Here is a 13,496-nt window from a genome sequence, read left to right as displayed (position 1 = left end):
AGCCGTTGCGCACGTGTTTGGGCTCGCTTCGCTGTTAGGGCCATAGAATCCAGACCTCCTGGAGCGCATGGATGGGCGCCGCCAGCCGGACCCGCGCCTCCAAATAAAGCCCGTTCTCCACCGGATGGACGTCCACGACCGATCCCACGGGGATCCCGGCCGGAAACACCCCGCCCAGGCCGCTGGTGACCACCGGTTGCCCCGGCAGGACCTGCGCCGTTCGCGGCAGGTAACTCAGAACCACCCATCCCGGCTGCAACGGGTCGGAGGGCTGTACAATCCCCACATCCCCGGCCGGATTGAGGATCCGGGCTGACACCCTGCAGTTGGGATCGCCGAGCAACGCCACGCGCGTGTGAAACGGGCCGACCTCCTGTGTCCTGCCCACCAAACCCTCGGGCACCAGCACCGGCAAACCGGGTCGCACCCCGTGGCGACTGCCCAGATCCACCTGGAGCGTCCGCCACCAGGGCGTGGGATCCTGCAACGTCACCCGCGCCAGCCGGAGTCGATCGCGCCACGGCGATGTTTGTTGCCAGCCCAACTGACGGCGCAAACGCTCGTTTTCCCGGGCCCATTCGGCTGCCTGCAGGGCTTCGATCCGGAGTCGCTCGTTTTCCCGGCGCAAGGTTTCGAGCTGACGGAGCAACTCGCGTCGCGAGAGCAGCGCCTCGGCGACGTGGTTGCCGGCCTGCTGGGTGGCCCCGGCCAGGCCCAGCAACGGCAGGTACAACGTGCTCAGCGCCAGTTTGACCCGGGTTGCCAGCTCATCGGGCAGACTCAGTAACAGGAGACTGAGCCCGGCCAACAAACCCAGGGCGACCGAATGCGATCGCTTCCACATGCCGTTCCTTCACCGCACGGTTCACACGGACCGAGCGCAAGGAACCGACTAGTCGGCACGAGTGACGCGTTTGAGGAATTCGAGGTGCTGCAGCACGCGGCCGGTGCCTTCGGCCACAGCACTCAGAGGGTCCTCGGCAATGTGCACCGGCAAACCCGTTTCTTCGGACACCAACCGGTCGATGCCCCGAATTAGCGAACCGCCCCCGGCCATCACAATGCCCCGGTCCACCAGATCCCCCGCCAGCTCGGGCGGGCAGCGTTCCAGGGTCAACCGGATGGATTCCAGGATGGCCGACAACGGTTCGCGCAGGGCTTCCCGGATCTCTTCCGAGCGGATGGTCAATGTCTTGGGCAAACCGGTGCTCAAATCGCGCCCCTTCACTTCCATGGTCAGTTCCTGCTCCAGCGGGTAGGCGGATCCGATCCGGATCTTGATCTCCTCCGCTGTGCGCTCGCCAATCAACAGGTTGTAGGCGCGTTTCATGTGCGCAATGATGGCCTCGTCCATCTCATCGCCGCCCACCCGGAGGCTGCGACTGAACACGATGCCGGCCAGGGAGATGATGGCGATTTCGCACGTGCCCCCCCCAATATCCACAATCATGTTGCCGGCGGGCTCCTCCACGGGCAGCCCCACCCCGATGGCCGACGCCATCGGCTGTTCAATCAGATACACCTCGCGGGCCCCGGCGTGCATGGCCGAGTCCTTTACCGCCCGTCTCTCCACCTCCGTGATCCCCGAGGGCACCGCCACCACCACCCGAGGCGCAATCAGTTTCCGGTGGTGCACCTTCTGGATGAAATGGCGCAACATCGCCTCCGTAATTTCGAAATCGGCGATCACCCCGTCTTTCATGGGGCGAATGGCCACGATGTTGCCCGGGGTCCGACCCAGCATCCGCTTGGCGCTCTCACCCACCGCCAACACGTTGGTCGTCCCGGCTTCAATCGCCACCACCGAAGGCTCGCGCAACACAATGCCACGGTCCCGTACGTACACGAGGGAGTTGGCAGTGCCCAGGTCGATCCCGATGTCGTTGGAGAACAGACTTTTTAGTTGCGCAAACATGAAATGTTGCCTGTCTTTGCCCAACGTAGGGGGCTGCTCTGTGGCCGGTCAAGACCATTAACGATCAATCCCGGCCGCCGGTCGCCATCCCCCCGGCCAGCTGGTCCGCGCCTTGCTTTCATGCGGTCACCCGCCCGGCCCGCCGCCGTTCGCCCTTCGCCTGCACGATGGATGAGGACGACCCAAACCGGAACCAAAAACGGCCGCCACGGCTTGGAAAGAGCTGGGTCCAAAAGCCGGCCGCAGGGCCCGCTGCGCTCGCATCCGGCATTTCGGCCTCAATCCGGCCGAATCGCCGGGCTCGATTCGGGCTCGATACCCGGGCGCAAGGGGCCACATCCGTTACCGGCTCCGACCCGGTCATGGCATGGGTTCACCGGTCAGCGTGCTTCCTCCGGCAGGTCAAATGGCCTCCACAGCGAAGTTCCGGTTGTCTTTACTCGGCCTTCAGCCCCGTCAGTGGCCTCTCGCTTGGGTCCCGGTCCTGCATAAGCACTCCAGAGAAGGCGCACGCTTGAGGTCGGAAGCCAGGTGCCGGGCCAACCGGTTGACTTTGATCGCTCCGGTCGGAGCGCCGGAGGGCGTACTTCGAATTCGTTCCGGCTCTGGACGTGTGCGGGCGGTTTGCCCCGGCGACCGGCCACCGCTTGCAAAACCGCCCTTCAGCGGCCCTCTCCGACTCGACCCTGCTGCAAAGTGTGCGGGTGGTTTCGATCCCCTTCTCGGAGGGTCGCGTGGGCCTGAAATTTGCAGGTCAGCGCGTTGAAGGACCGGGTGTACCCATGGCATGCGCCTGCTCCCGATCGTACTCCAATTCGCGCTTTCCCCGTCCGCCGGTTTCCCTACAGTGGCTGGCCGTATGTGGGGCGACATCCGATCCGTACATTTTGTGGGCATTTGTGGCACGGCAATGGCCTCAACCGCCGTGGCCTTGAAACAGCAGGGGCTCCAGGTCACCGGTTCCGACCTCAATCCCTACCCGCCCATGTCTACCTTCCTTGCCCAAAACGGCATTGAGGTCATGCCCGGCTACAGCGAAAGCAACCTCCGGCATCGGCCCGACCTTGTGGTCATCGGCAACGCCATCTCCCGCGGCAACCCCGAGGCGGAATATTGCCTGGAACACAAGCTCCGATACTGTTCCCTGCCCGAGCTGCTCCGGGAACGGTTCATCCGGGGCAAACGCTCCATTGTAGTGGCCGGCACTCATGGCAAAACCACCACGGCCGCGTTGCTGGCCTGGGTCTTCGAACACAACGGGCTCCGCCCGGGGTTCCTCATCGGCGGCCTGCCCCTCAACTTTGATGGAGGCGCACGCTTCACCGACAGCGAATGGTTCATCATCGAGGGCGACGAATACGACACCGCCTTCTTCGACAAACGCAGCAAGTTCGTCCATTACCTTCCGGAATGCGTGATCCTCAACAACCTCGAGTTCGATCACGCGGACATCTTCCCCGACCTCGCCGCCATCCAACGGTCGTTTGAACAATTGATCCGGCTGGTTCCCCGGAACGGACTGGTCCTGGCCAACGGCGATGATCCCAACCTGCGTCCTCTACTGGGAGTGCGTTTCTGCCCGGTCCGGGAGTTCGGGCTGGGCGAGCACAACGCCGTCCGGGCCTTCAACCTCCAGCTCGGCGCCGGCGCCAGCCTCTTCGAAATCCCCAGCTACCGCTTCCACATCAACCTCCCCGGCGAGTTCAATGTGCGCAACGCGCTGGCCGTCGTCGCCTGTGCCAAGCACTACGGGCTATCCAACCGGCAGATCCAATCCGCCTTCGATACCTTCCAGGGCGTCCGCCGCCGGCTCGAGGTCCGGGGCGTGGCCGATGGTGTGACGGTCATCGACGATTTCGCCCACCATCCCACCGCAATCCGGGTCACCCTCGAGGCCCTCCGGTTAAAATACCCGCGCCAGCGACTCTGGGCGGTGTTCGAACCCCGCAGCAACACCACCCGCCGGCGCGTCTTTCAGAAGGATCTCCCCGGAGCCTTCGCGCCCGCCGATTGCATCGTCATCGCCCAGGTCGCCCGTCTGGAGCAATTGGATCCCGAAGAACGACTCGACCCGGACCAGGTCGTGGCCGACCTGCGCGCCGCGGGCAAGCAAGCCCTGTACCTTCCGGAGGTTGAATCCATCGTGTCCCACCTGGCCCGGGAGACCGAGGGCGGGGACGTGGTGGTCATCTTCAGCAACGGCGGCTTCGGCGGGATTCATGAGAAGCTGCTCGACCGGCTGAACCGCCGCGCCCGGGTGGGGCTCGCAGCCCTCGGCGCCACGGCCGGCCGATGACTGCGCGACAGGGGAAGAGGCCGGTTGGCCACCCGCCAGAGGGCGGCTCCACCCCGAAGATCCCCTGGCCGCCGGGGCAGGTGGATTCAACCGGGAAAAAGGATCGGTCCGGCTTTCCGGCAACCTCGATCCCCATCGGTCGGAGGCGGCGCAGGGCTTTTCAAGCCCTGTAGCCACGGCTGTTGCCCGGTGGGAGTCCCGGTCACCCCATCGGTGCCCTGCATGGGCAGGACCGGCCCCGTGCACGCACGGGCGCCGAGAGGTCGGCTGCGGTGGCGATTCGGTGAACCTCGGTGCGAGACGGTGTCATCGAACGCACCCTCAAAACACGGTTCGCGGCATGGGAGATGCCCTCCCGGGTTAAGGCCTCTCGAGTATGTATCCCGGGTCGCAACCTCTGCTGGCGGCGACAATGGACCACACTCCGGACTGCCAATATTGTCCGGGAACCCAGGGCCGGACGATGAGCAGCAGCGCTGATGTGATGCGTCCCTGCAATCCTGCCCCGAAGGGATGAGCGTGCGCAGCACCGCCGCCACGCTGACCAGGGCCACGGACGGCAGGTACGCCCGCACGGACGGACGTGCGTCCGAGGGTTTCGGAACGACGACAGAGCCGGCCATAACACCTGCTCTGCCACGGGCCGCAACGGCCGCATTGCAAAGGCCAAACCCTGCAGGCTCACGGAGAAATGGCCGCGCCGGTTCTGATCCGATTGCCCGGATCACCGGCCCGCCATGGCTCAGGTCTTGAACAACTTCGGCTACTCGGGAATTGTGCAAAATTTAGCGGTTTTTTGCTTGCATCGGTTTTCGGGGCTTGGATAAGGTCTGGGCCACGATTTTCGGGGCGTACGGGTCCTGCCCGCGGGGCGACGATTCCCATGTTCGCACCCTTGACGGGTGAGGTGCCGCAGGAAGTCCCGAACTCCGGGAAGGGTCTTTCTCGGGTGTGTGGCTCACAAGGGCAAGGGATTTGAAAAGGCTCGTGCATTGACGGGCTTGAGGAAATGTCAGCCGTTTTTCCAAAGTGGATGAATCGGCTGCCGCTGATGATCGTGGTCGGGGTGCTCCTGATCGGAGGCGGCGTGGTGGCCGGGGTCTGGTATTACTTCACGCCGAAATACACACGCGTGGGGTATCAGCCGATTCAGCCGGTGGCTTTTTCCCACAAGGTGCATGTGGATCAGCTCGGTATGGACTGTCGCTATTGCCATCACGACGTGGAGCGGTCCTGGTTTTCCAACATCCCCTCCGCCAGCACGTGCATGAGCTGTCACAACCAGGTGCTGAAGGATGATCCGCGCCTGGCGCTGGTCCGTGAAAGTGTGGCCACGGGACGGCCGATTGCATGGGTGCAGGTGCACAAGGTGCCCGACTACGTTTATTTCAACCACGCGGTGCATGTAAACCGGGGGATCAGCTGCGTGGAATGTCACGGGCGGATTGACCAGATGGAAGAGGTTTACCATGCCAAACCCCTGAGCATGTCGTTTTGTCTGGATTGTCACCGGGATCCGGCCTCGTTCATCCGGCCGTTGGACAAGATTACCGATTTGGGCTGGCGCTGGAGTGAAGACCCGGCCGAAAACACCCGTCAACAACAGGCCCAGGGCCGCTGGTTGGTGGAGCACTGGCGGGTGGAGTCCCTGCAGAACTGTTCCGCTTGCCACCGATGAAGACGCCGCATTCGACAGGACCGCAAGCCGATTTGGACCGCCGTTACTGGCGGAGCCCCGAGCATGGAGCCGGGGCCGCCGAATCCCGCGAATGGCTCGAACGGGAGTTCCCCGAGTCCGTGCTGGAAGAGCCGGATGCGTTGTCGCGGCGGGATTTTGTGCGGTTGATGTCGGCCTCCCTGTTGCTGGCCGGCGTGGGGCTGGGCGGCAGCGGGTGTCGTCGGCCCGAGGAACGGTTGATGCCGTTTGCCCAACAGCCCGAGGGCTACGTGCATGGCCGGCCCGAATTTTACGCCACGGCCATGCCCACCCGGACCGGCGCGATCCCGCTGGTGGTCAAAGTGCATGAGGGCCGCCCCATCAAGATCGAGGGCAATGACCGGTACCCGGACGGCAACGGCGGAACCGACCGGTGGACCCAGGCGTCGATCCTGAACATGTACGACCCTGACCGCGCACGTCGGGTGGCGCGAAACGGGCAGACCGTCCCCAGGCAGGAAGGCCTGGACTTCCTGGCCCAACTCGCCGGTCGATTGGCCGCCGACAAGGGACGCGGGCTGGCCATCCTTGCGGAGCCTTCCACCTCGCCTTCGCGGGCACGGCTGCGGAGGGAGCTCCAGCAACGTTACCCGGAGGCCACGTGGTATGAGCATGATCCGCTGGATCTGGCGATCCATCGGCGTGCCGCCTCCCTCGCCTATGGCCGGCCGGTTCAACCCCGGTTCCGCTTTGACCGTGCGCGGGTCATTGTTTCGTTGGACTGTGATTTTCTGGGTACGGAGGACGACGCCTTCCAGCACATCCGGCGGTTCGCCCAGAGTCGGCGCCTGGAACAACCCTCCGATGAGATCAGCCGGTTGTACGTCCTGGAGGCCCTGTTGACCTTGACGGGTGCCCAGGCGGATCATCGACTGCGTCTGCCGGCTTCGCAGGTGGGGGCGGCGGCGCTGTATCTGGCACGCCGTTGCGGTGTGACGGGCCTTCCCGAGGGCGACCCGGCTGGGCTTTGGACCGAGTGGCTGGACGAGTGTGCCAGGGACCTGCAATCCCATCGCGGAGAGGTACTGGTGGTTGCGGGTTATCGTCAGCCCCTGGCCGTGCATCTACTGGCGCATGCGATCAATCATGCCCTGGGCGCCGTGGACACCACACTGGAACTGGTGCCCGCCGAGGAACCGGCTCCGGAAGAGGGCCTGCCGGCACTGGCCCGGGCGTTGCGGGACGGCCGAGTGGAAACGCTGGTGATCCTCGGAGCAAACCCGGTGTACACCGCACCGGCTGACTTGAACTGGGCCGAGGCCCAGCAAAAGGCCCGAACGGTGGTCCGGCTGGGCTATTACGAGGATGAAACGTTCCCACTGTGTCACTGGCATTTTCCCCTGGCGCATTATTTGGAGAGCTGGGGGGACGTGTTGACCAGCGACGGGGCGTACCTGCCGGTGCAGCCCATGATCCAGCCGCTGTTCGGAGGCCTGACGGAACTGGAGTTCCTGGCACGGTTGGCCGGTCACGAGGTCACCCAGCCCTACGAGATTGTCCGGGAGACGTTCCGGCAACGGGAGAAGCCGGCGAATTTCGAGGAGGAATGGAAATTCTTCCTGCACGATGGCTTTCGAAAGGGGCCGGCAGCGTCCTTGGGCCGGCTGGCCTTGCGTTCCGAAGTGGTGGTGGAGGCCGCCCGGGCTCTTTCGACGCAACAGCCCGCAGCGGACCGGCTGGAGGTGGTCTGGCATCGGGATCACAGCCTGGATGACGGGCGGTATGCCAACAACGGCTGGCTGCAAGAGTTGCCGGATCCCATCACCAAGATCACGTGGGACAACGCGGTTTTGATGAGCCGGCGTACGGCCCAGGCGCTCGGGGTCGTCAACGCCGAACTGGTCGAGGTGCGGTTGGGCGACCGCGTGGTGACCGGGCCCGCCTGGGTGCAACCCGGCATGGCGGATCACGTGGTTGCCCTGGCTCTGGGTTACGGGCGCGAGCGGGCCGGGCGCGTGGGACGACGGGTGGGCTTCAACGCCTACGCGATTCGCACCGCGGCGGCTCCGCATTTTGCCGTGGGCGCCACCGTCAGGGGGACGGGTCGCCGCCATGTGATCGCCTGTACCCAGGATCACTGGTCGATGGAAGGCCGGGCCATCATCCGGGAGGCGAACCTGGAACAATTTCGTAAATACCCGGACTTCGTGAAGCGGCTGAACCTGCACGAGCCGCCGGTGGTGGCGCCGTTGTACCCGAACCCGCTGGATCGCGAAAAGGAGAAGGCACTCCACCAGTGGGGCATGTCCATTGACCTGAACGCGTGCGTGGGCTGTTCGGCGTGCGTCATTGCCTGCCAGAGCGAGAACAACATTCCCATCGTGGGCAAGGACCAGGTACGGCGCGGCCGCGAGATGCACTGGATGCGGATTGACCGGTACTACGCGAGCGATCCGGCCCGGCAGACGGACAAGCGCGTGTGGCGGCGGGAGGAAAAACAGTGGCGCGAATCCTGGATCGATGAGGTGCAGGTGGTGATGCAGCCGATGCTTTGCCAGCATTGCGAGGCCGCCCCTTGCGAAAACGTCTGCCCGGTCAACGCCACGGTGCATGATCACGAGGGGCTCAACGTGATGGTCTACAACCGTTGCGTGGGCACCCGGTACTGCTCGAACAACTGCCCCTACAAGGTGCGCCGCTTCAATTTCTTCGATTACAACAAACGTCCGCTGGACGGCCTGTACAAGGGCCCCTTCGCGCGGCGTCCGCAGGAGGAACTGGAACTCGTCAAGATGGTCATGAACCCGGACGTCACCGTGCGGATGCGCGGCGTGATGGAGAAATGCACCTACTGCATCCAGCGGATCGAGCAGGCCAAAATCCAGCGCAAGGTGCAGGCGCGGGACTCCGGCGACGTGGTGGTGCCGGACGGCACCTTCACCACGGCCTGCGCGCAGGCCTGTCCGGCCGGCGCCATCGTGTTCGGCAACATTGCGGACCCGAACAGCCGGGTGTCCCGACTCAAACGGCAGTCCAGGGACTACAGTGTGCTGGAGTTTCTCCTGACCAAGCCCCGGACCACCTATCTGGCGCGCATTCGGAATCCGAATCCGGCCATGCCGGACTACCACGAGATCCCGTTGAGCCTGGCCGAATACACCGTTCGGTCGGGCGATCCGTTCCGGGAAGAACCGCACGCGGCCGGGCCTCGGGAACGGGGGTCGGGAGCCGCCACCCGTTTGCAACATTGAACCGGATCGCAGCAGTGCCATGGCCCAAACCGCAATTTCCATGACACCTCCGCCGGTGCCGAAGGAACTGGAACGACCGCCGCTGGTTCTGAACCAGCGGAGCCTCGGATGGATTTCGGATCACATTGCCGGAATCGCCGAGGGGAGGGCGCCGCTGTGGTGGTGGTTGGCGTTCATCCCGAGTTTCCTGATGTTTCTGGTGCTGGTCGCCATGCTGGCTTATCAGATCAGCACCGGCGTGGGCGTTTGGGGCAACCACCATCCCACCATGTGGGGGTGGGACATCATTAATTTCGTGTGGTGGATCGGCATTGGTCACGCCGGCACATTGATCTCGGCCATTTTGTTCCTGTTGCGGCAGCGATGGCGCACGGCGGTGAACCGGGCCGCCGAGGCCATGACCATCTTCGCCGTGATGTGCGCCGGCATTTATCCGGCCGTGCACGTGGGCCGGGTCTGGTTCGACTGGTATCTCTTTCCCATTCCCAATGCCAACGGGATCTGGCCACAGTTCCGTTCCCCCCTGATGTGGGACGTTTTTGCCGTTTCGACCTATTTCACCGTGTCCGTGCTGTTCTGGTACATGGGGTTGATTCCGGACCTGGCGGTGATGCGCGACCGGGCGCGCACGCGGTTGCGCCAGATCCTCTACGGCTTCTTTGCCCTGGGCTGGACCGGTGCCAACCGGCACTGGACCAATTACGAGAAGGCGTATCTCATCCTGGCCGGACTGAGCACCCCGCTGGTGTTGTCGGTGCACTCCATTGTGTCATTGGACTTCGCGGTGTCGCAGCTGCCCGGCTGGCACACCACCATCTTCCCGCCCTACTTCGTGGCCGGGGCCATCTTTTCCGGATTTGGCATGGTGCTGACGCTGTTGGTGCCGTTGAGGAAACTGTGCCACCTGGAGGATATCATCACCATGCGGCACATCGACGTGATGTGCAAGGTGACCCTGGCCACGGGCAGTATTGTGGGGTACGCCTACGCCATGGAGTTCTTCATTGCGTGGTACAGCGGCAGTCCGTTCGAACGGTTCGCCTTCCTGAACCGCGCGCTCGGTCCGTACTGGTGGGGCTACTGGCTGATGCTGACGTGCAATGTGGTTGTACCGCAGTTGTTCTGGTTCCGCCGGGTCCGGCAGAATCTCTGGCTGGTGTTCATCATCTCGATCCTGGTGAACATCGGGATGTGGTTTGAACGGTTTGTGATCATCGTGATCTCGCTTCATCGGGAGTTCCTCCCGGCCAACTGGGACTATTACATGCCCACGTGGGTGGACGTGGCCACGTTCCTGGGGACATTCGGCCTGTTCTTCACGATGTTTCTGCTCTTCATGCGGTTTTTGCCCATGATCGCGATTTCCGAGGTGAAGGGGGTCACCCCGCAGGCGGATCCGCATCATCCGCTCGGCGGGGCCAAGTTGCAGGGAGGTGGGCACGCATGAATCCGTCGGTTCCGATCTTCGGCATCCTGGCCGAGTTCCCCACGCCGGCCGATTTGATGCACGCGGCCGAGCGGGTCCGTGACGCCGGCTACACGCGCTGGGACGTGTACACGCCGTTTCCCGTGCACGGGATGGACCATGCGATGGGGTTGAAGAATTCCAAGGTGGGATGGTTCGCCTTCTTCGGCGGGCTGACCGGCTACACCACGGGCATGCTGATGATCTGGTTCATGAACGCGTTTGACTACCCGATCGTGGTGGGCGGTAAACCCATGTTCAGTCCGTTTTCGGCGTTTCCGCCCTCCTACGAGTTGACGATCCTGTTGGGTGCGTTTGGTGCGCTGGGCGGGATGTTGATTCTGAACCGGTTGCCGCGCTGGCATCATCCGTTGCTGAAACACCCCCGGTTCGTGGAGCGCGGGGCCAGCCATGACAAGTTCTTCCTTGTGATCGAGGCTGCGGATCCGAAGTTTGACGAGGCCTCGGTTCGCGAGTTTTTGGCGTCGTTGGGCGGGCGAAACATCGAGGTGGTGGAGGAGTGATGCGATACTTTCTGCTCATCTACGCCCTGGTGGTGGCGGTGATTGTGGGGATCGCCGGTTGTCGCGGCAGCATGTCGCGCAAGCCGCCGATTGAGATCTTCCCCGACATGGACCGGCAGCTGAAGCTCCGTCCCCAGCAACCCAATGCGTTCTTCCCGAATGGCATCAGCTCACAACCTCCGGTACCGGGGACGGTGCGGCGGTCTCAGCCCATCCAGACCGCGGCGGGTCCGGTCCTTCCCTTCGAAGATGCCCCGGTCAATACGGGCCGGCTGCCCGGGACCACCAATTTCGTGGAGCTGAACCCGCTGGCCGTCACCGGAGCGCTGCTGCAGCGGGGTCGGGAGAGGTTCGGCATTTATTGCGCCCCCTGCCATGGTCCGATGGGCGACGGCAACGGCGTGACCCGCAAACTGGGCATGTCCGTGGTGGCCAACCTACACGATCAGAGGATTGTGGAAATGCCGGACGGCGAGATTTTCAACACGATCACGCACGGCAAGAACCTGATGCAGGGTTATGCCGCCCAGATCCCGGTGGAGGATCGGTGGGCGATTGTGGCCTATGTGCGGGTGCTGCAGCGGAGCTGGCTGGGCACCCTGGAGGAACTGCCGGGCGACATGCGAACCGCTTTGGAGCGTCAACCATGAGTGTCAAGCAGGTAACCTTGGGGCCGCCCTGGGACCTGACGCGGTGGCGTCGGGTGCCGGACTGGTGCATGGTGGGCGGTGGGGCGCTGGCCCTGGTGGGGGCGTTGGTGAACCTGAAAGAGTTCGCCCATGCATGGCTGCTCGGGTTCATGTTCTGGCTGAGCATCGGTTTGGGCGCCCTGTTCCTGGTGATGGTGCACCACCTGTTTGATGCGGGATGGTCGGTGCCAATTCGGCGTCAGTGCGAGCATATTGCCGGTTTGTTGTTTCCATGGCTGCTGTTTCTATGGATTCCGGTGGGGTTGCTGGCACCGGAACTGTACGCGTGGATGCATGCCGATCCCCACACCGACCATGCTTTGCACGCCAAGTGGCCGTTGCTGACGCGGCCGGCCTTCTATTTGGTCTCCCTGTTGTGCTTTGCGGCGTGGGGCTTTTTCGCCCATCGGCTCCGCTACTGGTCCTTGCGCCAGGACGAAACCGGCGAGGCGCTTTGCACGTATCGCATGCGATTTTACTCGGCCCTGGGTATTTTCGTGTTTGCCATCACGCTGACGCTGGGAGCGATCTTGTGGATGAAGGCGATGCAGCACCAGTGGTTCTCAACCATGTACGGTGTGTATTATTTTGCCGGCAGCGTCTGGGCCACCCTGACCACCGTCTACGTGATCACGGCCGTGCTCAACCGGCAACGGGTGCTGACCCACGTGCTGCATGATCATCAGTTTTACTTCCTGGGCACCCTCATCTTCGCCTTCACGGTGTTCTACGCCTACATCCATTTCAGTCAGTACTTCATCATCTGGAACGCCAACATCCCGGAGGAGACGTTCTGGTATGTCATCCGGGAGCGCGGTGGGTGGTTCTGGGTCGGGATCATCCTGATTTTCGGGCATTTCTTACTGCCGTTTCTGGCCCTGCTGCGCATTGACGCCAAAAGCCAGTGGTGGCTGATGGCGCCGTTGATGGTGTGGGCGTGGCTCATGCACGTTGTGGACCTCGGGTTCAACATCTACCCGGTGATCCACCCGGATGGCTGGCCTCTGCGATGGGTCTGGCTGACGGCGGGCTGCTGGGCCTTCATGGGCGGTTTGCTCACGAAGCTGTATCTGGCCCGGTACGCTTCCGCCCCGCCGTATCCGGTCAAGGATCCGCGGCTGATCGAGGCCATGGGGCTGTATCATCCGGTGCCGACACAGATTTCCGGCGGCGAACTGGATCAGGTGAATGACCTGCCGGACGCGCCACCGGCGCCTCAAGAAGGTCGAGCATGAGAAGGAACGGTTTCCCGTCTGGAAATGGATTGTGGGTTTACGTGGGGGCGGTGGTTGTAGCCCTCGGGGTGGTGGTGTTGATGGTTACCGCCACGCGCCGCCTGGTCACCCCGCCGGATTTGAATGCCGAGCGGGTCGCGGAGCGTTACAAGGCGTTGGAGGAGGTCCGCGCGGTCGCGCACCAGGCCGAGTCGAGCCCGGCCTGGATCAACCGGGAGAAGGGCATTGTTCGGTTGCCCATCCCGGTGGCACTCGAACTGGCGGAGCGGGAATGGAGAAATCCGGCAGCGGCACGAGCGAATTTGATCGAGCGGGTGCGCAAAGCCAATGAGGCGCCGCCGGCGCAGCCGGAGCAGCCGAGTCCGTACGAGTGACCGACAAATTGTGCCCCAGCAGCACCTTGAAGAGGAATGGAGGGTATTGTACACAACCGTGGGGAGGAGCCCCGCTCATCGGCGGGGGCG

At 63.6% G+C, this 13,496-nt stretch carries 10 protein-coding genes; 8 read left to right on the top strand and 2 right to left on the bottom strand.

Annotated features, from left to right (window positions below):
• Positions 1-34 precede the first annotated feature (34 nt).
• Together mreC and G4L39_RS02665 are read right to left on the bottom strand one after the other, a co-directional pair.
• Positions 35-844, bottom strand: coding sequence for a rod shape-determining protein MreC (mreC, locus tag G4L39_RS02670; RefSeq protein WP_165105698.1), 810 nt, complete (start codon positions 842-844; stop codon positions 35-37).
• A gap of 48 nt (positions 845-892) precedes the next feature.
• Positions 893-1,915: a rod shape-determining protein gene (locus G4L39_RS02665; RefSeq protein ID WP_165105697.1), complete on the bottom strand. Its 1,023-nt coding sequence runs from the start codon at positions 1,913-1,915 to the stop codon at positions 893-895.
• An 859-nt stretch (positions 1,916-2,774) separates the two neighbouring features.
• On the opposite strand from G4L39_RS02665, the gene mpl reads away from it, so the two are divergent.
• The 8 genes from mpl (at position 2,775) to G4L39_RS02625 (ending at position 13,406) form a co-directional block, all read left to right on the top strand.
• Positions 2,775-4,211, top strand: a complete 1,437-nt coding sequence (gene mpl, locus G4L39_RS02660; protein ID WP_165105695.1) for a UDP-N-acetylmuramate:L-alanyl-gamma-D-glutamyl-meso-diaminopimelate ligase — start codon at positions 2,775-2,777, stop codon at positions 4,209-4,211.
• A 1,009-nt stretch (positions 4,212-5,220) separates the two neighbouring features.
• A complete protein-coding gene (locus tag G4L39_RS02655; protein WP_165105693.1) occupies positions 5,221-5,889 on the top strand; it encodes a cytochrome c3 family protein in 669 nt (222 codons plus the stop codon).
• Positions 5,886-9,119: a TAT-variant-translocated molybdopterin oxidoreductase gene (locus G4L39_RS02650; RefSeq protein ID WP_165105691.1), complete on the top strand. Its 3,234-nt coding sequence runs from the start codon at positions 5,886-5,888 to the stop codon at positions 9,117-9,119. Before G4L39_RS02655 ends, G4L39_RS02650 begins: the two co-directional genes overlap by 4 nt.
• A gap of 40 nt (positions 9,120-9,159) precedes the next feature.
• Positions 9,160-10,566, top strand: a complete 1,407-nt coding sequence (gene nrfD, locus G4L39_RS02645) for an NrfD/PsrC family molybdoenzyme membrane anchor subunit (RefSeq protein WP_165105690.1) — start codon at positions 9,160-9,162, stop codon at positions 10,564-10,566.
• Positions 10,563-11,108 (top strand): DUF3341 domain-containing protein, encoded by a 546-nt coding sequence (locus G4L39_RS02640; RefSeq protein WP_165105688.1) that lies wholly within the window; start codon positions 10,563-10,565, stop codon positions 11,106-11,108. The genes nrfD and G4L39_RS02640 overlap by 4 nt, the downstream gene beginning before the upstream one ends.
• A complete protein-coding gene (locus G4L39_RS02635) occupies positions 11,108-11,758 on the top strand; it encodes a c-type cytochrome (RefSeq protein ID WP_165105686.1) in 651 nt (216 codons plus the stop codon). The genes G4L39_RS02640 and G4L39_RS02635 overlap by 1 nt, the downstream gene beginning before the upstream one ends.
• Positions 11,755-13,032, top strand: coding sequence for a hypothetical protein (locus G4L39_RS02630; RefSeq protein ID WP_165105684.1), 1,278 nt, complete (start codon positions 11,755-11,757; stop codon positions 13,030-13,032). The genes G4L39_RS02635 and G4L39_RS02630 overlap by 4 nt, the downstream gene beginning before the upstream one ends.
• A complete protein-coding gene (locus G4L39_RS02625) occupies positions 13,029-13,406 on the top strand; it encodes a hypothetical protein (protein WP_165105683.1) in 378 nt (125 codons plus the stop codon). Before G4L39_RS02630 ends, G4L39_RS02625 begins: the two co-directional genes overlap by 4 nt.
• Positions 13,407-13,496: the final 90 nt, after the last annotated feature.

Origin of the sequence: Limisphaera ngatamarikiensis (genome assembly GCF_011044775.1) — a bacterium.
GTDB classification, from domain to species: Bacteria; Verrucomicrobiota; Verrucomicrobiia; order Limisphaerales; family Limisphaeraceae; genus Limisphaera; species Limisphaera ngatamarikiensis.
Note: the sequence above shows the minus strand (reverse complement) of the source record. Positions and strands in the feature narration are given on the sequence as shown.